Annotated in this window: 19 protein-coding genes; 3 read left to right on the top strand and 16 right to left on the bottom strand. The window is 38.9% G+C overall.

Annotated elements, in window-relative coordinates:
- Positions 1-28: 28 nt before the first annotated feature.
- Positions 29-1,612 (bottom strand): peptide chain release factor 3, encoded by a 1,584-nt coding sequence (locus J7E57_RS13525; RefSeq protein ID WP_215124962.1) that lies wholly within the window; start codon positions 1,610-1,612, stop codon positions 29-31.
- A gap of 629 nt (positions 1,613-2,241) precedes the next feature.
- Here J7E57_RS13525 and J7E57_RS27345 point away from each other — a divergent pair.
- The 3 genes from J7E57_RS27345 (at position 2,242) to J7E57_RS13510 (ending at position 5,641) form a co-directional block, all read left to right on the top strand.
- Positions 2,242-4,509 (top strand): helix-turn-helix domain-containing protein, encoded by a 2,268-nt coding sequence (locus tag J7E57_RS27345; protein WP_215124963.1) that lies wholly within the window; start codon positions 2,242-2,244, stop codon positions 4,507-4,509.
- 34 nt (positions 4,510-4,543) lie between these two features.
- Positions 4,544-4,951: a GxxExxY protein gene (locus J7E57_RS13515; RefSeq protein WP_251029913.1), complete on the top strand. Its 408-nt coding sequence runs from the start codon at positions 4,544-4,546 to the stop codon at positions 4,949-4,951.
- 81 nt (positions 4,952-5,032) lie between these two features.
- The gene (locus J7E57_RS13510) at positions 5,033-5,641 is read left to right on the top strand and encodes a SprT-like domain-containing protein (RefSeq protein ID WP_317196549.1); all 609 of its coding nucleotides are present in this window, start codon (positions 5,033-5,035) and stop codon (positions 5,639-5,641) included.
- 162 nt (positions 5,642-5,803) lie between these two features.
- Here J7E57_RS13510 and ade read toward each other — a convergent pair whose 3' ends face one another.
- The 15 genes from ade to J7E57_RS13435 form a co-directional block, all read right to left on the bottom strand.
- Complete coding sequence (ade, locus tag J7E57_RS13505) at positions 5,804-7,441, bottom strand: adenine deaminase (RefSeq protein WP_215124964.1); 1,638 nt, start codon at positions 7,439-7,441, stop codon at positions 5,804-5,806.
- Positions 7,442-7,541: 100 nt separating this feature from the next.
- Positions 7,542-9,518, bottom strand: coding sequence for a thiamine pyrophosphate-dependent enzyme (locus tag J7E57_RS13500; RefSeq protein WP_215124965.1), 1,977 nt, complete (start codon positions 9,516-9,518; stop codon positions 7,542-7,544).
- 30 nt (positions 9,519-9,548) lie between these two features.
- Complete coding sequence (locus J7E57_RS13495; protein WP_410522687.1) at positions 9,549-10,934, bottom strand: LutB/LldF family L-lactate oxidation iron-sulfur protein; 1,386 nt, start codon at positions 10,932-10,934, stop codon at positions 9,549-9,551.
- 154 nt (positions 10,935-11,088) lie between these two features.
- Positions 11,089-12,723, bottom strand: a complete 1,635-nt coding sequence (locus tag J7E57_RS13490; RefSeq protein WP_215124967.1) for a M28 family peptidase — start codon at positions 12,721-12,723, stop codon at positions 11,089-11,091.
- A 26-nt stretch (positions 12,724-12,749) separates the two neighbouring features.
- On the bottom strand, positions 12,750-13,187 hold the full coding sequence (rpiB, locus tag J7E57_RS13485; RefSeq protein WP_057931793.1) for a ribose 5-phosphate isomerase B: 438 nt from the start codon (positions 13,185-13,187) through the stop codon (positions 12,750-12,752).
- 45 nt (positions 13,188-13,232) lie between these two features.
- Positions 13,233-14,114, bottom strand: coding sequence for a twin-arginine translocase subunit TatC (gene tatC, locus J7E57_RS13480; RefSeq protein ID WP_215124968.1), 882 nt, complete (start codon positions 14,112-14,114; stop codon positions 13,233-13,235).
- Positions 14,115-14,233: 119 nt separating this feature from the next.
- Positions 14,234-15,427, bottom strand: a complete 1,194-nt coding sequence (locus J7E57_RS13475) for an LVIVD repeat-containing protein (protein WP_215124969.1) — start codon at positions 15,425-15,427, stop codon at positions 14,234-14,236.
- 170 nt (positions 15,428-15,597) lie between these two features.
- Complete coding sequence (accC, locus tag J7E57_RS13470; protein WP_215124970.1) at positions 15,598-16,941, bottom strand: acetyl-CoA carboxylase biotin carboxylase subunit; 1,344 nt, start codon at positions 16,939-16,941, stop codon at positions 15,598-15,600.
- A 97-nt stretch (positions 16,942-17,038) separates the two neighbouring features.
- The gene (gene accB, locus J7E57_RS13465; protein WP_131529503.1) at positions 17,039-17,515 is read right to left on the bottom strand and encodes an acetyl-CoA carboxylase biotin carboxyl carrier protein; all 477 of its coding nucleotides are present in this window, start codon (positions 17,513-17,515) and stop codon (positions 17,039-17,041) included.
- A 116-nt stretch (positions 17,516-17,631) separates the two neighbouring features.
- The gene (locus J7E57_RS13460; protein ID WP_215124971.1) at positions 17,632-18,630 is read right to left on the bottom strand and encodes a beta-ketoacyl-ACP synthase III; all 999 of its coding nucleotides are present in this window, start codon (positions 18,628-18,630) and stop codon (positions 17,632-17,634) included.
- Positions 18,631-18,648: 18 nt separating this feature from the next.
- Positions 18,649-19,587, bottom strand: a complete 939-nt coding sequence (gene plsX, locus J7E57_RS13455; RefSeq protein WP_215124972.1) for a phosphate acyltransferase PlsX — start codon at positions 19,585-19,587, stop codon at positions 18,649-18,651.
- A gap of 101 nt (positions 19,588-19,688) precedes the next feature.
- Entirely contained in the window at positions 19,689-19,880 is a 192-nt protein-coding gene (gene rpmF / locus J7E57_RS13450; RefSeq protein WP_025143959.1) for a 50S ribosomal protein L32, read from the bottom strand.
- A gap of 15 nt (positions 19,881-19,895) precedes the next feature.
- Entirely contained in the window at positions 19,896-20,426 is a 531-nt protein-coding gene (locus J7E57_RS13445; protein WP_215124973.1) for a YceD family protein, read from the bottom strand.
- Positions 20,427-20,669: 243 nt separating this feature from the next.
- Entirely contained in the window at positions 20,670-21,515 is an 846-nt protein-coding gene (locus J7E57_RS13440; RefSeq protein ID WP_215124974.1) for a sulfurtransferase, read from the bottom strand.
- Between the two features lie 175 nt (positions 21,516-21,690).
- The gene (locus J7E57_RS13435; protein ID WP_215124975.1) at positions 21,691-22,869 is read right to left on the bottom strand and encodes an MFS transporter; all 1,179 of its coding nucleotides are present in this window, start codon (positions 22,867-22,869) and stop codon (positions 21,691-21,693) included.
- Positions 22,870-22,871 lie beyond the last annotated feature (2 nt).

Below are 22,871 nucleotides of genomic sequence, written 5' to 3'. Positions count from 1 at the left end.
CTCATTCAATCACTCAGTTATTCAAAAATTAACTCTTAAACTCGCTTGTTTTATGGAAATCGATATCAGGATAATCCTGTTTCGTTAAATTAATCATGTATTCACTATCAGCCAAATATACCGGATTAGCTTCTTTATCGAAACCGATGTGCTGTTGTTTACGTTTTACAAATTCATCCAGTTTCTTTCTGTCGGCAGAAGTTACCCAGCTCGAACGGGTATAACTCAAGGTACGGAAACGACATTTTGCGCCATACTCATGCTCTAACCTGAAATTGATTACCTCGAACTGGAGCTCACCAACTGCACCGATCACTTTCCTGTTTCCAGGCTGCATCACGAATAATTGTGCAACACCTTCGTCAGTTAGTTGCTCAATGCCTTTTTCCAGCTGTTTAGTGCGCATTGGGTCCATATTTTCTACCTCTTTAAAAATAGATGGAGAGAAACTAGGGATACCTTTAAACTGCAGTTTTTCACCTTCGGTTAAGGTATCGCCGATTTTAAAGTTACCACTATCGTATAAACCTACCACATCACCCGGCCAGGCCTCTTCTACAATACTTTTTTCGTTCGCCATAAAATCCATCGGGTTAGAAAACTTTAGCTTCTTATCCTGGCGGGTATGGTAATAAAATTTATTGCGTTCAAATTTACCTGAACAAATTCTTAAAAAGGCAATCCTGTCACGGTGTTTTGGATCTAAGTTGGCGTGGATCTTAAATACAAACCCACTGAAATTTTTCTCTTCCACCAGTACATCACGCTCTTCAGCCTCTCTATGTCGAGGGCTCGGGGCAATATCAATAAAGGCGTCCAAGAGTTCTTTTATCCCGAAATTATTAATCGCACTGCCAAAAAATACTGGTGCAACCAAGCCATCGGTATATAAATCCTTATCTATCTTACCGTAGATACCATCAACCAATTCAACATCATCTTTCAATGTATTGATTTCATTCTCTTTAAGGTAATTCAATAAAGATGGATCATTTAAATCACTTGCCGCCACAACCGAATCGGTTACTTTGGTTTTATCTGAATTGAATAAATTTAAATGTTTGTTATAAATGCTGTAAACACCTTTAAACGTATGTCCCTGACCAATAGGCCAGGAAAGCGGACAAAGGCTGATATTTAATTTTTCTTCAATTTCATCCAATAAATCGTAAGCCTCTTTACCTTCACGGTCCATTTTGTTGATGAAGATAATCACCGGGGTGTTACGCATACGGCAAACCGACATCAGTTTTTCGGTCTGTTCCTCCACACCCTTTACACAGTCTACTACCAAAATAACACTATCTACCGCCGATAAGGTTCTGTAGGTATCTTCCGCAAAATCCTTGTGACCAGGTGTATCGAGAATATTGATGCGTTTACCACTATATTCGAAACCCATTACCGAAGTCGCAACCGAGATACCACGTTGCTTTTCGATCTCCATAAAATCGGAAGTATTACTCTGGTTCGCTTTGTTCCTTTTTACTGCCCCAGCAGTATTAATAGCACCACCAAAAAGCAGAAATTTTTCTGTCAGTGTGGTTTTGCCCGCATCGGGGTGGCTAATAATGGCAAAGGTTTTACGTTTTTCTATTTCAGGGTTAAGCATAATAAAATTTTGGGTGTAAAGAGTGATGAAACCTTGTTAAAGGAATTTAACAGCGATAAGATTTGAATATTGTTGTTTCATCAGGCCGCAAAGATAAGAAAAAGCTTTATTATTAATTGTTAGGATGTTGTATTGTTTTATTGTGGTGTTAAATAGGCCTAAATATTAGCAATACTTTGGAAAAGTAGGGACAGTAGTTCTTCCGTTATTGTAGCCCTGCCATACACTATAGTCCCGACGAATCCCGATGTAAAATCGGGACGGGAGCTGCCGTTTCTGTCAGGTTTATGTTGCTTCTCCAGTAATTCTATTGAGGTTTTTTATTCTGCTAATTGAGATATAATGAACCGTTCAGCTCCGTGATAGATAGAAAAGCATTGTCATCCTGAGCTTGTCGAAGGACAAATGTTTTATTTGTTTAACTATCAAAAGGTCTTCGACAGGCTCAGACTGACAGTTCTTGCGCTTAAAGTTAATAGCGTTTGAAGATCCAATGTGGCTTGAATAAGTGCTCGCTGAAAATTATCCAATAAAATTTAAAATTTCTCATCAATCATTGTTTAATTTTGTGCTAAAATGTTTAGCTTTATTCATCCCTCCGTTTATTGTTGACTAAAATTTTACTGCCGATGCCCACTTTAGAAGAAACTTCTATGCCCGCAGAAATTGCGGCCAAATTTGTTAATTATACCTCAAAACACGTTTTCTTGACCGGAAAAGCAGGAACAGGTAAAACAACTTTTCTACGGAAACTCATTCAGCTTACGCATAAAAAAGCCTTAATTGTAGCACCAACGGGTATTGCTGCAATCAATGCAGCTGGTGTAACTATCCATTCGCTTTTTCAACTTCCTTTTGGGGCTTTTTTCCCTGATGCTGCTGGCGCCTTGATCAATGAAAATATCAATTTTAACTTCAATACGCCCAAAACTTTAGTAAAACACTTAAACATGCAGGGCAATAAGCGTCGCATGTTGCAGGAACTGGAGTTACTTGTTATCGATGAGGTAAGTATGCTGCGGGCCGATATGCTCGATGCCATAGATTTCGCCTTGCGTTATGTACGGAGGAACAGAAACCTTCCATTCGGCGGGGTACAGTTATTATTTATAGGCGACCTGCACCAGTTACCTCCAGTGGTAAAAAATGACGAGTGGCGCATCATGGCTAAATTTTATAAGAGTATTTATTTCTTCGATGCGCTGGCCCTGCAGGATAATCCACCGGTTTATATCGAACTGGATAAAATTTACCGTCAGGACGATGCTGTTTTTATCGACTTGCTCAACAACCTACGGAACAACAAAATTACTGCTGAAGATACTGCATTATTAAGGCAGCATTTCAAACAGGATTTTAAACCCTCGGCAGATGAAAATTATATCACTTTAACCACCCATAACAATAAAGCTGATGGCATTAACCGCGAAAGGTTAACACAGCTGAAAACTAAATCTTACTTTTTTGATGCAAAGATTCAGGGTGAATTTAATGAATATGCTTACCCGAATGATAAAAGTTTAGAATTAAAGGTAGGTGCACAGGTAATGTTCATTAAAAATGACATGACAGCCGAAAAGCGCTATTACAATGGTAAAATCGGTGTGGTACATCATATTGAAAAGGATGTAGTTGAAATTGAACTGCCTGAAGACAAAGTGGTGATCCAGATTTCACCCTATACATGGGAGAACGTAAAATATAAACTGGATGAGGCAACCAACGAAATCAAAGAAAATGTAGCAGGTTCGTTTATCCAATATCCGATTAAACTGGCCTGGGCCATCACCGTGCATAAAAGTCAAGGTTTAACCTTTGATAAGGCCATTATTGATGTAGGTGATGCTTTTGCACCTGGCCAGGCTTATGTAGCCTTGTCGCGTTTACGCTCTTTGAAGGGTTTGGTTTTAACTTCTCATCTTCGTGATAGTGGTTTGCAACAGGATCAAAATGTGCATTACTTCTCTAAAACAAAACAACCTTCCGAAGTGCTAAACGAGCAGATCAGTATAGAGAGTTATACTTTTATCCGCAGTTATTTGCTTGCCGCATTTGATTTGAACCTGATCCGCTATTATTTAAAAGAACACCGCCAGACTTTTGATAAAAGTGAAAAATCGACCAAGCAAAAACACGAAGATTGGACTGATACCGTTTATACCGACTTTCAAAAAATAACAGCCACAGCCGATACGTTTGTTAATCAGCTCAAAAACCTATTCGCACAGCAAACCGAACATACTTTATTTAATGTATCGAAAAGGGTAGAGGCTGCTTTAAAATATTTTAATCCTTTAGTTAAGGAAATTTCTGATCGTTTTCTGGCCCAAATTGAAGCGATCAAAGAAGAAAAGCAAATTAAAACCTATGTTACAGAACTGTTAGAGCTAGAAATTTTGGTATATGAGCAATTAAAAAAAATGCATAAAAGCAAAGCATTATTGCAAGCGCTCATTGCTGGGAAAGAGTTTAGCAAAGCCGATACCGATGCACTGTTGAATACGGTTGAAAGAAACAACCAGCTTCAGAAAGCCATTCAGCTAAAAGGAGAAACGCTTAAAGTAAAATCTGCGGCAGAGAAAAAGAAAAAAGAGCCAAAGATTGATACCAAGTTAGTGAGCTTCGAGCTGTATGAGCAGGGCAAAACCATCGACGAAATTGCAAAAGAACGTGGCTTTTCTGCCGGTACCATTGAGGGACATTTGGCCTATTATGTTTCTACACAACAATTGGATGTAACCAAACTGGTAAAGGCGAATAAAATCAAAAACATTACCGATGCTATAGAAAGTCAGAAAACAAAATCGATGGCTACCATAAGGGAGTTTTTAGGCAAAGATTATTCTTTCGGGGAGATTAAACTGGTTTTAGCATCGTTGTTCCCTTCGGAGGACTAGATTTATGATTTAACCATATAAGAACATATTAGCCATGGTGAGTAAAGACTATCTAAAAACGTTAATTTATAAAATTAATGGAGCAGCAATCGAAGTTCATAAAGCACTCGGACCAGGTTTGTTGGAAAGTGTTTATCACAAATGTTTGAAACATGAGATGGCTCTTCGTGGAATAAATTATAAATCTGAAATGTTAGTGCCAGTTTACTATAAGGAAATTTTAGTTGAAACAGAATTGTGGTGTGATTTGTTTGTGGAAAATAGTATAGTTGTGGAGTTGAAAGCGGTTGAGAAAGTATTACCTATCCATGAAGCACAAATTTTAACTTATATGAAACTTTTAGAGGTTCCTATGGGATTGATAATTAATTTCAACTGTTTGAATATTTACGAAAGCGGACAAAAAACTTATGTAAATGATTTGTATAGATTCCTACATTAATTACTATTAGTTGTAAAGCCTTAAATGTTCTTATATGTCTTATATGGTTGAAATACTTTAGCAAATTCTTATCTTGCATCCGTGGAAAAGGTTAAAGTTTTAGCGCAGTACATGCCCGAACCAGCGGCACCGCTAATTGCAAAATGGATAGATTATTTTCAGTGTGAATTTAAGATCGCCAAAACCCGTTCTACAAAACTGGGCGATTACCGCCATCCTTATCAAGGCAAAGGCCATCGTATTTCAGTAAACTTCAATCTTAACCATTACGCTTTTCTGGTTACCACAGTGCATGAGTTTGCGCATTTGCTCACCTGGAACGATTTTAAGAATAAAGTAAAACCGCATGGCACAGAATGGAAGAAGAACTTCCAGCGGATGATGGTTCCCTTTTTTGAACTGAATATCTTTCCAGCCGATATCCACAAAGCGATTGATAATTATATGTCGAACCCGGCGGCATCCAGCTGTTCTGATCTGCATTTATCGCGAGCTTTAAAAAAATACGATAGCAATAAAACCGAGACTTTACATTTAGAGCAATTGCCGATTAATACCACTTTTAAAATTAAAGATGGCCGGCGTTTTACCAAAGGCGAACGTATTAGGAAGCGGTACCGCTGTATATGTTTAGATGATAAACGGTTATATCTGTTTAATCCTTTGGCAGAGGTTTTTGTGGTGGAATAATTTTTTTCGCGATCGTCCTGCTGAACTTGTTTCAGCATCTTTAGTAATTAATATAACAAATTTAAAGTGTTCGTCATTGCGAGGTACGAAGCAATCTTAATGCTTGGGGTTTTACTAGCGATCGTTGTAGGATTGCTTCGTACCTCGCAATGACGATTATATCTATACAAACTTAAACTCATCCCCATCAAATAAACCTTTGTCACTTAGTTTTAAGTGTGGTATTACCAATAAGGCCATAAAAGAAAGCGTCATGAAAGGGGCGAGTAAAGTAGAGCCTAAATCTTTCGCAAATTGATCGATTGAAGTATAACTTTCTGCAACCTGATAACCGTTATGGTTGCTCATTAAGCCTGCTACTGGTAAAGCTAAAACTTCTTTTTTCCCATTTCCCAATGCCACTACGCCACCGGTTTCATTAATCACCAGATTTACGACTTCGCAGATACTTTTATCGTCTATGCCGACAGCAATAATGTTATGACTATCGTGTGCAACACTTGATGCAATTGCTCCTCCTTTTAAACCAAAGTTCTTTACAAATGAGACAGCAATAGGGGCATCATGGTAACGGTTTACCACCACCATTTTCAAAACATCGTTTTCCAGATCACTAACGATATTTTGATTTAAAATTTTCGGTCTGGCAGATAACCTGTTGGTAATCAGTTGTCCGTCTAACGCTTCAATAACTGGAATTTCTTTTTGTCCGGTGAATGGATAAATAAAATCTTCTTCCCTTTTCAAACTGCAGTCGAAATGATTTACCGATTCTCGATCTTCGACATGTTTTACCCAATTGCCCACTGTTTTTCCATTTTCGGCAAGCAACAGCCCATCTATATAGGTTTGTTTAACTTTGAATGTTTTTAAATCTTCAAGTACGATAAAATCTGCATCATCATTAATCTGGAGTGAGCCAACGTCTAATTTATAGTGAAGAATAGGATTGATGCAGGCCGCCCGGAGTATATTGAATATATCAATTCCTTTTTCTACTGCTCTTGCACAGAGCTGATTAATATGGTTTTCGACTAAACTGTCCGGATGTTTATCGTCGCTGCAGAACATCATCATTTCGGGCCAATCGTTCAGTAGATCGATCAGCGCCTCAAAATTTTTGGCTGCGCTTCCTTCACGGATTAGGATTTTCATGCCGCGCTGTAATTTATCTAATGCTTCTTCGGCGGTAAAACATTCGTGATCGGTAGAAATTCCGGCATTGATATATTGTTGAACAGTATCGCCGCGTAAACCTGGTGCATGTCCATCAACTGGTTTACCTAGTTTATGAGCAGCAGCAATCTTTTTTAAAACTTCATCATCTTTATAAAGTACGCCTGGAAAATTCATCATTTCACTCAGGTATTTTATTTCAGGGCGTTCTAAAAGTGCCTTCACATCATCATGATTTAATTCGGCTCCAGCAGTTTCGAAAACAGTAGCCGGAACACAGCTTGGGGCACCAAAATTGAATTTAAAAGGAACGGTATTGCCATTTTCAATCATAAATTCTACACCTTCCATACCACAAACGTTGGCAATTTCGTGTGGATCGCTAATTGTGGAAACGGTTCCATGAACTACTGCTAACCGCGCAAACTCACTTGGAATTAGCATGCTGCTTTCGATATGCACATGGCTATCTATAAAACCTGGAGAGATAAAATGTGCTCCTTCTTTCTGTTCAGAAATTTTAGAGATTGATTTTATTTTTCCACCCTCAACGGCTACTTCGCCAAAGAAAATATTTCGCTTTGTGATGTTGATGATATTCCCTTCGACTTTAAAATTGCTCATGCATTCTTTATGTTTAACTGGTTAATTGTATAAATTGGTTAACTGTCGATTTACTTTAGCAATTAACCAATTCAAACAGTTTATACAATTAACCACCTTCTTAATATTTCAATAATTTATCAATCATTTCTGCTAATCTTGCTTTGGCCAAGAAATCTTCCTCCAATACCTTACTCATTGGGATCGCCGTATCTAAGCTTGCACAGCGCATTACAGGTGCATCCAAAAAAGAGAAACAGTGCTCTCCAACCCAGGCAGATAGTTCGGCGCCAAAGCCATTGGTTAAGGTATCCTCATGCAAAATTAAAACCCTTCCTGTTGCTTTAACCGCTGCCCTTACTGTTTCTTTATCCCAGGGCTGAAGCGTGCGCAGATCGATTAATGTGGCATAGCTTTCAGGATATTGTTTCAGGTAATCTAAAGCCCAATGTACACCCAGCCCGTAAGTAATAATCGCGAATTTACTTCCTTCGGCAAGCCTAACTGCTTTACCAATCTCTGTAGTATAGTAGCCATTAGGAACAGGAGCACTTAAACTCCTGTAGAGGTATTTATGTTCGAAATAAAGCACTGGGTTTGGATCTTCAATCGCTGCCAACAGCAAACCTTTCGCATCTTCAGGGAAAGCCGGATAAACAATTTTTAAACCCGGTGTTTTGGTAAACCAGGCTTCATTACTTTGTGAATGAAACGGACCTGCACCTGTTCCGGCACCCGTGGGCATGCGCACCACCACATCGGCCTTTTCGCCCCAGCGGTAATGTGTTTTGGCCAGGTTATTTACAATCTGGTTGAAACCTACGGTGACAAAATCGGCAAATTGCATTTCTACAACTGCTTTATAACCATTTATAGATAGACCTAAACCTGCGCCAACAATGGCCGATTCACAAATGGGAGTATTACGCACTCTGCCTTTGCCATATTTAGCAATAAAACCATCCGTAATTTTAAAAGCTCCACCATAATCGGCAATGTCCTGCCCCATTAAAACCAGGTTGGGGTGTTTTTGCATGGCCAGATCCAGGCCATCGGTTATGGCATCCAGATATCTTTTTTCTGTAGAAGAATGATCTGGTTGAATAACCTGTTGACTGTAGGGGAAATACATATCAGCCTCTTCCTGATCGGCATTAGCGATCGGCTCATCTTCATTAAAAGCTTCTTCAACTTCCAGCTCTATATCTCTTTTAACCTGGATTTTGATGTCGATAATTGAATCTGAGGTTAAAATACCCTGTTCAATTAAATACGCTTCGTAATTACTCAAAGGATCTTTCTTTCCCCACTCATCCAACAATTCTTGCGGAACGTATTTAGTACCTGATGCTTCTTCATGTCCACGCATTCTGAAAGTTAGGCACTCTACCAAAACCGGTCTTGGATCTTTTCGGATTTCCATAGCCAGCTGGTTAATGGTATTATAAACTTCTAGAATATTATTTCCATCTATCTGAATGCCCTCTACGCCATAACCAATGGCCTTATCAACCAGGTTTTTGCACCTGAACTGCTCCGATTTTGGAGTGGAAAGTCCATATCCATTATTTTCGATCAGGAAAATAACAGGAAGGTTCCAAACTGCAGCAACATTTACTGCTTCGTGGAAATCGCCTTCACTGGTTGCCCCTTCTCCGGTGTAAACTAATGTGGCGTGCGGTTTATTAGCTAAAACATCTGCCAGTGCAATACCATCAGCTAAGGCCATCTGCGGGCCAAGGTGGGATATCATCCCAATAATTTTATATTCTTGTGTGCCGAAATGGAAAGAGCGGTCGCGGCCTTTGGTGAAGCCGGTAATTTTGCCCTGCCATTGGGCCATTAATTTTTTTAATGGAATATCGCGAGAGGTAAAAACGCCTAAATTACGGTGCATAGGCAAAATGTACTCATCACTTTGCATGGCTAAGGTACTGCCAACAGCTATTGCTTCCTGGCCAATGCCCGAAAACCACTTGCCAATCCTGCCCTGACGCAAAAGCTTAAGCATTTTGTCTTCAACCATCCGAGGGTAAAGTAATCTTCTGTATAAGTTCAATAAGAACTCGTCGTCTTTATCACCTCTGTTAAATTGCATATCTGGTTATTTTGACTAATGAGTCCTGATTTAAGACTCCTTATTTTTTTTCAATTCTTCCCATTGTTTAGCAAAAGACTTATCGGCAACTTTAGGCATCTCCCGGTATTTGCCCCAGCTCTTTTTGAAAAATCTTTTGAGCATAAAGTTTTTAAACTTGCCGCCAAAGAAATCCATCCATTTGCGTTTTTGCATCATTCTGCTGAACATGCTCCAGCCGATTTCTTCTTTTTTGCCATTTTCGTGCCCTGCAGCAGCATCTCTACGGTTAAGTAAGAGCATTTTATGAATATCGATTTTTACCGGGCATACCTCAGAACATTTGCCGCAAAGACTAGACGCATAGCTTAAATGTTTAAACTCTTCCATGCCCTTTAAATGCGGGGTGATTACAGAGCCGATTGGGCCGCTATAGGTTGTGTTATAAGTATGGCCACCAATATTTTTATAAACCGGGCAGGCATTTAAACACGCACCACAACGGATGCAGTACAAGCCCTGTCTCTGGTCTTTTTGTGCCAATAAATTGGTGCGGCCATTATCCAGCAAAATCACATACATTTCCTCGGGTCCATCTGTTTCATTGGGTTGGCGTGGACCACTTAAAATGGTATTATAAACCGTTAAGTTTTGCCCAGTTCCGTGCGATGCCAGTAAAGGCCAGAACAGATCAAGATCTGCCATCGAAGGAATTACTTTTTCAATACCCACAATAGCAATGTGGATTTTAGGGAAAGTGGTGCTTAAACGTGCATTGCCTTCATTCTCAGTTAGGGCAATACTTCCGCTATCGGCAATTAAAAAATTTCCGCCACTAATACCAATATCGGCATTCAGGTATTTATCGCGGAGTAATTCTCTTGCTTTTTGTACCAGCTGCGGGGGAGTGGCATCGATAGGTGTGCCAAATTTATCGTGAAATAACTGCGCTATATCTGTTGCACTTAGGTGCATGGCCGGGGTAACAATATGGTAGGGAGCCTGTCCAAGCAGTTGAACAATGTATTCGCCCAGATCACTTTCTAAAGATTCGATGTTGTTCTTTTCCAGGAAATCGTTTAAGTGGATTTCCTCGGTGGTCATCGATTTTGATTTGATAACCGTTTTGCCATTGTTTCTTTTGATGATGTTGAGGATTTCCTGTTGGGCTTCTTCAGCATCATTGGCCCAGATTACCTTACCGCCACGGCGTTGGAAATTTGATTCAAATTCTGGCAAGAACTTATCAAGGTTTTCCATCACACGCCATTTGATTACGTGTGCCTTTTTTTTGGATGCCTCTAAATTTTCGAATTTTGATAAGCCCCGTTCAACAGCTGCATTGTATTTCCCAATATTATAATTTATGGTTTTACGATGCGGTAGATCGAAAGCTTTCTCGTCAGATTTCTCTAAAAATTCCTCGGCAATATTCATCAATAGTTATTTTGTAATAGGGTAACGAATATTAACTGATTTTAGTTCTTAGCTATTTCGTTATAAAATCAAAGATAGGAATTTATGCAGGCGCGAAAAGGTATTGTGCATAAAAAAGCCCCGACATTTTGTCGAGGCTAAGTATTTTGAATTATTATTTCTTTGGATTTCCTTTTCCATCCATATCTACTGCCGGGCGTTTTGCTCTGTTGGCCAATTCCCATGCGGTAAAGTAGGTTAGTTTTGCTCTTTTGGCCAAAAGTGGGAAGTTAATTTTGCTTACTTCATCACCAGGTTTGTGGTAGTCTTGTTGTAACATGCCATCATAATAGAAGATGATCGGAATACCCAATTTAGCAAAGTTATAATGATCTGAACGGTAATAAATCTGCTCAGGATCTTTTGGATCATCGTATTTATAATCCAGTTTCATTTTAGTATAGGTTGCGTTAACTCGCTCACTTAAGTTAGCCAAATCACTGCTCAACATTCTCGAGCCTACAGAGTAAATGTAATTTGCAGAATCTGCTTTACCTAAATATTCTTCGCCAGTACGGCCAATCATATCGGTATTTAAATCAGCAATGGTGTTTTCAACAGGGAAAACCGGATGCTCAGAATACCATTCAGAACCCCAAAGTCCTTTTTCTTCACCAACAACAGTCATAAATAAGATACTGCGTTTAGAACCTTTTCCAGCTTTTTTTGCATCTGTAAATGCTTTTGCCATTAACAATACGCCTGTAGTTCCAGATCCATCATCATCTGCTCCGTTGTTCACTTTGTCTTTTGCATCTGGATCAGTTACTAAGCCAATATGGTCATAGTGGCCTGTAAGGATCAATACTTCTTTTTTTAGTATCGGATCTGAACCTTCTAAGTAACCCAAAACGTTTTCGCATCTTACTGGTGTTTCTGTTTTTGCAGCACTTGCTGAGAAAGGTATATTTAATACTTGAGAGGCAGGAGCCTGACTATCTACTATTTTCTTTTGCAGATCGGCTACTGTAGTATTCGATACTTTTAACAGATCGTTTGCTAAAGCGACAGATATCGAGATGCGTGGAATATCGTTTTGCTTTTGAGCTTCGATAGCAGCATTGGTTTTCACCATTACCTTACCTTTTTTGAGAGTTTGCTTGGTGTTTTCAGTTATTCTATCAACTGCTGGGTCGATCAGGATAATTGCTTTCACATTATTTTCTGCAAAATACTTTGCCCTTGCTTCAAGCGTAGCACGATAAGCTGCTCTATCAATTCTTGTACCCGGTTTTACGGTTGGATCTCCACCATTAAACATGATCACCACTTTTCCTTTGATATCGGTACCTGTAAAATCGTTATAGTTGTCTTTCTTTAAACCATAACCAATAAATACAAGTTCGTTGGCTGAGAAAGTAAAACCTTGATCGCTTATTAAGCTGGGAGACACCAAATAATCTTTCTGGTATTCTTTAGGCTGGCCATTTACCGTTACCTGACTTTCTTTTAGTGTAACGTTAACCAGATCAATTTTTTGGAAATAACTGCCATTTACAGGGGCTTTTAAGCCTAACGATTTGAAATAATCGCGGATATAATCAGCAGCCATCCAGGCACCCTTTGTTCCTGTTTCGCGGCCTTCGTACGCATCAGATGCCAATACTGAAAGATGTTTATATGCATTTTCAGGGCTAATGGCCTTGCTGAATTTTATAGCATCCTTATTCGGTATAAGGGGCTTTACCTGGCTAAAGCAACTTGCCGTAACAAGCGATACCAGGCCAAGGGTTAAAAAATTTTTATTCATTATGATAATAGTTAGTTATTTTCTTGTTAGCACGAAATCTTTTCAACCCTGTTTTGGTGACGCCCGCCCTCAAATTCAGTTGTTAAAAAGGTTGTGGTAATCTCTTTAGCCAGTTCTTCCGAAACAAATCTGGCAGGTATACACAAAACGTTTGCGTTATTGTGCTTGCGTACCAAAGAAGCAACTTCATTCTCCCAACATAAACCTGCCCTGATATGCTGATGCTTGTTAGCAGTGATGGCTACACCGTTTGCCGATCCACAAAGTAAAATCCCATAAGTAAATTCTCCATTTTCTACAGCAGCAGCAACTGGATGGGCAAAATCTGGATAATCAACAGAATTTTCTGAGTAAGTACCAAAATCTTTTACTTCGTAATCCTGTAAAAAATCTTTTAGTATTTCTTTGTATTCAAACCCAGCGTGATCCGCTCCAATAGCAATTTTAATTTTTGTATCAGACATTGTCAAATTTATAGAGAATTATAAAATCTATTCGTAATGTTTTTGTTAGTTAGCATAGAACGCAGCATCGGCTTTTTTCTTCTTCTTTTCAATATATGCAGAAACAAAAATACTCAGCTCGTAAAGTAAGAATAATGGCGTAGCTACAATTAACATCGTCATGATATCAGGTGTTGGGGTAACGATAGCGGCAATAATCAAGATAATTACGGCGGCATATCTTCTGCTCGATCTCATTAATTTTGGTGTCATTAAACCTAATTTTGATAGGATAAAAATAATAACAGGAAGCTCGAAGATAATCCCGGTACCTAAGGTTAAAGTTGCAACAGATGATAGATACGAATCAACGGTGAATGTATTTTTGATTTCGGCACTTACCGTATAACCTGTTAAAAAGTTAACTGATAATGGGCACACTATAAAGTAGCCAAAAAAGATACCGATAATGAAAAGTACAGAAGCGAAAAATACAAAACCACTTGCCGATTTACGTTCATTTTCGTGTAATGCTGGTTTAATAAAACGCCAGACTTCCCATAATAAATAAGGGAAACCAACCACGATGCCGCACATTACGCAAACATTTAATTGCAGGTTAAACTGACCGGCCATTTCGGTGTTAATAATCTCTCCATTAATTTTAGTGATACACATATCTGCACCAAGCGATGGAAATTTTTCTACCAGTTTGCACATCATCCTGTAGGTCCAGAAATCGGGCTTTTTTGGGCCAAATATGATTTTATCTAAAATGAATTCGTTGAAGTAAAAAGCGATACCCGTAAAAACGGCAATGGCAATTACGGCCCTGATTAAATGTTTACGGAGAACATCCAGATGATCGAAAAAAGACATTTCTGCCTCTAATGTGGTGCTCTTTTGCCCGATAGCTTTTGTAAGTGAAGTTTTTTTAGTGTCGCTCATGTTGAAAACAAAAATACCATTCTATTTGAATAGAATGGTATTTACGTGTTAAATATAGAAATAGTTTATATTATTATGAGAAATGACTGCAAAATAGAAAGAAGCTACAACAATAGTTTTTAACGTTGTCCTTTAATTATACTCAGTTGCTTTAAATTTGCGGCATTGTTATAATTAAATTGATATACCCCATCGTCTCCTGTAACGATTAAAGATTTAGGGCCTGCAATAACATCAAAGCTTTTAATATTATTCAAATGCTGCAACATGTTGTTGCCTATTTTGGTTTTATCGGTAATATTGAAGCTCTTTATTCCATAATTGCCTTCGCAGAGAAACAGATTATCGCCACTGGTGCTTAGGCCGTGTGGATTTTGCATAGCATAAACTGCAATCTGTTTCGGTTTGGTGGGATCTTCTATATCTACAACTTCCAACTGATTGCTTGCTTGCATGCACATATTGCCTGTGCGTAAGGTAAAGTAAGCATATTTGCCTTGTACAACAACAGGGTCGCAGGCAAAAATATGGCTGTAAGTAGATAGTTGTACGGGATTAGCCGGATCGGTAGCACTAAAAATGTGCATACCTCTATTTGTGCCGATAAATAATTTGCTTTCGTAAGGAAAAATAGTTTCGACACCCCAGCCTAAATTAATAGCCTTCAGAAAAGTTGGGTTTGATGCTGTTTTCACGTCAAACAAACTTAAATTATTCACACCAACAGTATATAAATAGTCATTCATTAAGGTAAATCTGGCCATCGAGCCACCTTGCCCAGAAGAAGAGTTGTTGCTGTAAGCGGCAGCGTCGTAATATTTCTTTTCCTTGTAAGTTTCTTTCTTTACCAGGGTGTCTTTATAGATGTAAAGATACTTTTGAGCGCCTGTGGTATACAATTGATTGAAAACATCAGTTACTCTTTTTACCTGTTTGATGTTGTTCATATTTGAGATATCAAAAGCCAGCAAATCAATAAAATTGTCAGCGTAAAGGATGTTGTTGTGGATCGCTAAATCTACGTTTCCCGGAATTTGTAGAAAACCCACGTTTACAGGAGCAGCCGGATTAGCATTGTTGTAGATATGAATACCTTCATTTGGTTCATTAATGAAAAGATAATCGTTGTAAATGTATATTTTTCCGGTTTTTTGGGCAGGAATAGCTTTTATCATCCCTACAGGTAAAGCCCTCATTTGCTGAACAGAAATCATTTTTACAATCTTTATCATTTCATACTCGTCTTTTTTGCATCCTGTAAATACAGCGAAAACAAGTAGTAGGAGTAGTACGTTAATTAGATTTTTTTTCATAATTGGAGTGTTTTGTTGTTAAACGTATGCAATTAATTAAACGCTACAGTATCGGAGTTAAATATTAATTATCAGGTATTTATCGATTATAATTAAAAATTTAAACTCCATAAAAAAGGCTGTTCAAATCTTTTGAACAGCCTTTATGCGGTTAAACGTGAAAATCGTTTTTATCCTTCTATAAACTCGAACGTTTCCATAAATTTCGTAGTGAAATTTCCTGCCCTGAAGTTGGGATCTTTCATTAACTGCAAATGGAATGGAATGGTTGTTTTCACACCTTCAATTACAAATTCGCCTAATGCACGTTCCATGGTACAGATTGCCTCTTCGCGTGTTTGTGCCACACAGATTAATTTAGCAATCATCGAATCGTAGTTGGAAGGAATTGAATACCCTGCATAAACGTGCGTATCAACGCGAACACCATGGCCACCCGGAGAGTGGAAATTGGTGATCCGCCCTGGTGACGGACGGAAGTTATTTGCTGGATCTTCTGCATTGATACGGCACTCGATTGCGTGCATATCAGGGAAGTAATTTTTACCCGAAATTGGAATTCCGGCAGCAACTTTAATCTGTTCTTTGATTAAATCGAAGTTGATTACTTCTTCAGTAACCGGATGCTCTACCTGGATACGGGTGTTCATTTCCATAAAGTAGAAATTACGGTGTTTATCAACCAGGAATTCGATTGTACCAGCACCTTCGTAATTTACGGCCATTGCACCTTTAATAGCTGCTTCGCCCATTCTTACACGGAGTTCATCTGTCATAAAAGGAGAGGGAGATTCCTCTACCAATTTCTGGTGACGGCGTTGAATAGAACAATCGCGTTCTGATAAGTGACAGGCTTTGCCAAACTGATCTCCTATAATCTGGATCTCGATGTGACGTGGATCTTCGATATATTTTTCTAAATATAAACCATCATTACCAAAAGCTGCACCAGATTCCTGACGGGCACTATCCCATGCATTTTCGAAATCTTCGTCTTTCCAAACTACCCGCATACCACGGCCACCACCACCGGCAGTTGCTTTTAGAATAACAGGGTAGCCCATTTCATTTGCAATTGCAATACCTTCTTTAACGCTGGTAAGCAAGCCTTCAGATCCTGGAATGGTTGGTACACCGGCAATTTTCATGGTTTCTTTTGCAGAGGCTTTATCGCCCATGCCATTGATCTGCTCTGGAGTTGCACCAATAAATTTGATGTTGTACTCGCGGCAGATGTTAGAAAACTTAGCATTTTCTGATAAGAAACCATAACCTGGGTGTATGGCATCGGCATTGGTTAATTCTGCAGCCGAGATGATATTTGGAATATTTAAATATGAATCTTTACTAGGTGGAGGGCCAATACAAACAGCCTCATCAGCAAAACGTACGTGTAAACTTTCGCGATCTGCGGTAGAGTAAACAGCAACCGTTTTGATGCCCATTTCCTTACAGGTACGGATAATACGCAAAGCGATTTCACCCCTGTTGGCAATTAGTATTTTTTTAAACATAATTTTTAATTTAGGATTGCACTGATTTTAAGGATTACACCGATTTAAGCGGTATCATCACAATCTGTGAAATCAAATTAATCTGTGAAATCAGCTTCTAAATAGGTTCTACTAAAAATAACGGTTGGTCGTATTCCACCGGTGATGCATTATCAACCAAGATTTTAACGATACGGCCCGAAACTTCACTTTCAATTTCGTTGAAAAGTTTCATTGCCTCAATAATACAAACTACTTTACCAGTGCTAATTTCATCACCAACATTAACAAACATTGGTTTGTCTGGACTAGCTGAACGATAGAAAGTACCAATCATTGGCGATTTTACAGTAATGTACTTTGAGGTGTCTTCTGCGGCTGGTACAGCAGGTGTTGCTGCATTTGGAGCGGTAGGAGCTGTGGCAACAGGAGCAGCAGCCTGTACAAGCGGAGCTTGCGGTACGGTAGCATGCACAACTGTTGGTGCTTGGTTTGTTTTGATCGTGATTTTGAAGTTTTCTTGCTCAATAGCAACTTCATTTACTCCAGAACGAGAAACAAATTTAATCAGTTCCTGTATTTGTTTGATATCCATTTTTTAGGCTAGTTATGTAAAAAATAGTGTTTATTGAATTAACTAAGTTATACTTTTTTTGTTTTATTTTTTTCTACGTAGTATAGGACTTCGGACTCCCGACTAAAGACTTCTGACTAATTAGAGTCGTAAGCCCATTTAAGGTAAATCGAACCCCAGGTAAAACCACCACCGAATGCAGCTAAAACGATGTTATCGCCTTTTTTTAATCTGCTTTCCCATTCCCATAAACATAAAGGAATAGTTCCGTTGGTTGTGTTTCCGTAACGCTCGATATTGATCATTACCTTGTCGGTTGTAACGCCCATACGGTTTGCAGTGGCATCGATAATACGTTTGTTGGCCTGGTGAGGCACTAACCATGCAACATCATCGGCAGTTAAGCCGTTACGTTCCATAATTTCGGCTGCAACATCGGCCATATTGGTTACCGCAAATTTAAATACTGTTGGGCCTTCCTGGTGTGCAAAGTGTAATCTTGCATCAATCGTTTCGTGTGTTGCCGGCATAACCGAACCACCCGCTTTCATGCCTAAGAAATCTCTTCCAGAACCATCAGTTCTTAAAATAGAATCCTGGATACCTAAACCTTCTTCATTTGGCTCTAATAAAGCACAGCCACAACCATCACCAAAAATGATACAGGTTGTACGGTCTTCGTAGTTGATAATTGATGACATTTTATCGCCACCAACTACTAAAACCTTTTTGTGTCTTCCCGACTCAATGAATGATGCGCCTGTAGAAAGTCCGAAAATGAAGCCAGAACATGCTGCCTGTAAATCGTAACCCCATGCATTTGTGGCACCAATTTTATCAGCTAAAACGTTGGCTGTTGCAGGGAAAGTAAAATCAGGAGTAGTGGTGCAAAAGATAATCAGTTCAATTTCTTTTGCATCAATTCCTCTCTTTTTAAGTAACCCGTTTACGGCATGAACAGCCAGATCGGAAGTACCTAAACCTTCTCCCTTTAAAATTCTGCGTTCTTTAATTCCCGTTCTACTGGTAATCCATTCATCCGAAGTATCAACCATGGTTTCTAACTCTGCGTTTGTAAGCACATAGTCGGGAACGTAACCATTTACTGCTGTAATAGCAGCGTGAATTTTACTCATTTTAAGAATTTTAATAAATTATTTAAATGCCATTCTAATCTTTTCTACCAATCCTGTAGTGATCATTTCTCTGGATTGTAGAACCATATTTTTAACAGCTAGCGGACTAGAAATTCCATGTCCGATAACAACGGGAGCGTTAACGCCTAAAACCGGACTTCCACCGTATTGTTCATAATTAAAACGATCGAAGAACTCATCTTTAAGTCCCTTTTTGATGGTAAGTACGTAAAACGATTCTGCTAATTTTAGCATTATATTTCCGGTAAAACCATCGCACACAATTACATCGGCTTTATCATTAAATAAATCCCTTCCCTCCACATTGCCAACAAAGTTGAAAAGGTTGGTTTCTTTCATTAACGGGAAAGTAGCCATGCTTAGCATATTTCCTTTCTCATCTTCTTCGCCAATATTTATCAGGGCAACTTTCGGATCATTTATCTGCAAAAGATTTTCTGCATATAAACTGCCTAAAACACCAAATTGTAATAAAATATCGGGTTTGCAGTCGGCATTAGCACCTACATCTAAGAGTAAGCCAGTACCACCTTTAATTTTTGGAAGAATTGTACATAAACAAGGGCGGATAATGCCCGGAATGGTTTTAACGCTAAAAACTGCGCCAACCAACATGGCTCCAGAGTTACCAGCACTTGCGAAAGAATCGATTTTGCCTTCTTTTAAAAGGTTAAAACCAATTGCTATGCTCGAATTTGGTTTCTGAACGATTGCTTTGGTGGGATGTTCGCCCATACCAATTACTTCATCAGTATGAACGTATTCAAAATGATCTGGATTAAAACCTTCTTCTGCAAGAATGGGTTTAATCTGTTCGGTATCGCCAATAAGAACTAAATGCTCTCCAGCGTTAAGCGATTGATGAGCAGCTATTGCTCCCAAAACAATTGCTTTGGGAGCATAGTCTCCGCCCATTATGTCGAGGCCTATTTTCATAGAAAAAATCTGTTTGTGTTAAGTCAGGTGTAATCCTGAATTTTTCAGTTGACTAAGGTATGACTAAAGCCGCTGAAAACACAAATAATTTTTTAAGAAAATTACCCTATCTGAGTATTTTCGATAACCAGTTTGCCGTTGTAGTATAAGTTACCATCAACGTTGTAAGCACGGTGAGGTACGTGAATAGCACCTGTTGCCGAGCATGTTGCTAAAGAAGGAGTAACCGCTTTATAGTGTGTTCTTCTTTTATTTTTTCTCTGTTTCGAGATTTTCCGTTTTGGATGTGCCATTGGTGTATAATCTAATTATTTTTTTAACTTATTAAGGGCTTCCCAACGTGGGTCGCTTGTTTGTTCATTTTCTTCAGCCTGCTTTTCGATCGATAATTGATTTAAGCGATCAATCATCTCCTGATCGCAATCTTTACCTGCCTGCTCGCAGTTTTTGATATAAGGTACGGCTACGTTAATCATTTCGTATAAAGGGCCCGATATATCAATCTCGGTATCTTTACGGCTTAGCGAGATAATTTCTTCATCATCGCTTTCCATCTCGGCCTCCGCAAATTTTACAATCTGTCTTTCGTATAGATTTACCGGTAATGAAAACTCAGATAAACATTTATCGCAATCTAAATTAACCGTACCAATAACTTTGAATTTTAGAAGCAACATGGTCTCTTGTTTCTCAAGTTCCAGGTTTACTTTTAAATTTCCACTTTTAATTAACGAATACTCAAATGCATTAAAAAAGGCGTCATCAAGCTCATAATCAAACTGATGAGTTCCCAATTTTAATCCGGTAAACGGTAATGAAAATTGTTTTAGTGGGTTCAAAGTACTGTAAAATTTTAGCCTGCAAATGTAGGGATAAAATAATTAGATTAAAAATGTTTTTTAAAAATTGTTGATGTTAATCGAACAGGTTTTCAGAATGTTAATCGAAATACTGAAAGAGACCTTACACGTTTCTTGTTAGTCGGGATTTGTGATTCCGACTAACAAGAAAGGATTCTTACTCATTAAGTGGATTGTAAATCCACTTAATGAGTCGAGATTGCAAATCTCGACCAACAAAAATTACTGATCCGCCAATACCATTTCCTTGTTATTCCTGCTCCATTCGCTCCAGGAACCAACATAAAGCTTAGGGATTGGTAAACCTGCATAATCCATAGCCAGTATCGTATGGCAGGCGGTAATACCCGAGCCACAGTGTACAATTACGTTTTCGGGTTTAACGTGAGCCAAAGCTTCAGCATATTTTTCTTTCAATATTTCAGGGGCCAGGAAAGCGCCCGTAGCATCCAAATTTTCGGTATAGGGAATGTTTGCCGCACCAGGGATGTGGCCTGCAATTAAATCGATAGGTTCGGTAAGGCCTGCAAAACGGTTGGCATCGCGCACGTCAATCACAATGTAGTCGTCGGTTTTAGCAACTTTTTCTACTTCATTGATATCTGATAAAGGTAAGTTCCATGCTGTGATTTCGTATTTTTCGACAGACTTTGGGATTTCTACTTTATCTGTAGTCGGGAAGCCTGCTTTAACAGCCGCCTGAAAGCCTCCATCAATTACCTGTACTTTTTCATGACCGATGGCTTTTAGCATCCACCAGAGCCTCGCGGCTGCGTTACCGCCGTTTTTATCATCGTAAATAATTACATGGCTGTCTTTTGTGATACCGAGTTGCTGTAAGGTGCCAGAAAACTGGTCGGATGTTGGTAAGGGATGCCTTCCGCCAATAGCAAAATCGCCAATGCTGGCTAAATCATTATTTACATCTGCAAAAAGTGCACCTGCCAAATGTTGTTCATCGTATCTCACTTTTGAGCCGGCACTGGCATCTATAATTACGATTTCATCGTCTTGGTTTAGCCAGGTTAATTCTGCTGGTTTTATAATGGATGATAATTTTGTGTTCATGTATGTTTTTTAAGGATAACTAATGTAATTATAATTCCAGTAATTATATTGGAAGACATATGAAAGAATATTCTCCGATCTTACTAACTTTATTGTCTGTTTCGTGGCGATAAGAAAAAAGAATCATAGCGAGAACCCCCATCAAAACGCTTATTACAATTCCAAATAGGTGCATTTAAGTTGTTTTTCTTATGAGTGCCACAATACCTAAAACTGGCCCAGCAGCTAAAACCATATAAAGATAATGCGAATTCATTTCTTTAGCCAAAAGATTAATCATCTGGATGCTAATAATCGTAATGGCAAAGCCGATACAGTTTACCAGTGTTAACGAAGTTCCCCGCAGGCTTTGGGGCGCATGTTTGGCAATTAAAGAAGAAAACAAAGGTGAATCGGCCGTGCCTGACAAGCCCCAGCAAAATAAAAATATAAGAAAAGGATAAACCGAGCCGCTGAACAGGAAAAGCGGCGAGAGCAGGCAGCATAACCCCGAAATGGAAAGGGCAATGGTGGCAATCCGTTTTGCACCAAATTTTTGTGAGAGCAAACCGCCGATCATGCAAGACAGACCTCCTGACGCGATAATTAAGAACGAAAACAGCGGTATATTTAAAGTTGCATATGCATGTTTAGTGTTGTAAAGCAGCAGCATGCCGGGTAAAAAAGCCCAAAAGGTGTAAAGTTCCCACATGTGCCCGAAATAGCCGAAAGCAGCAGATCGAAAATCAGGATTTTTAAAGCCATGAAAACAAGAACGGAAATCGAATTTCTGCCCGGCTGTTCTAAATGGGCCGTTTGGTACAAACCATAAAATAGCAATTGCACCAATTAGAGATAAACCCGAAGTAGCAAAGATTACATATTGCCAATTAAAATTTGCTGTAAATGTTTTTAATAAATGAGGGAAGGCAGTACCAAAAACCAAAGCACCAACTAAAAAACCTAACGATTTCCCTAGCCCGTCTTTAAAGTAATCGGATGCTATTTTCATGCCGACAGGATAAATTCCAGCCAACATAAAACCGGTTAAAAAGCGAAAAAGTAACAATAAACGGACATCGGATAGTGCTAAACAGATGCCCAGATTAAACAAGGCAGCTGCAATTCCGCAGATAAAGAACACTTTCGAGGGTGAAAAAATATCGGAAATGGCAAAAAAAGCGAAAACTAATGTTCCGCTGATGAAACCAAACTGTACCATGCTGGTGAGGTTGGCCAATAGGTTTGTTTCTGTTGGAAAACTTTTAACAATATCTGGTAATACTGCATTGCCAGCAAACCACAACGATGTACAGAGAAACTGTGCAATAACAATTGTGGGGAGAATGTAATTGGGTTTTTTAGTGCCGTTCATTT

It is taken from the genome of Pedobacter sp. ISL-64 (assembly GCF_018613605.1).
GTDB lineage: Bacteria > Bacteroidota > Bacteroidia > Sphingobacteriales > Sphingobacteriaceae > Pedobacter.
This window is presented reverse-complemented; position numbering and strand designations above follow the sequence as displayed.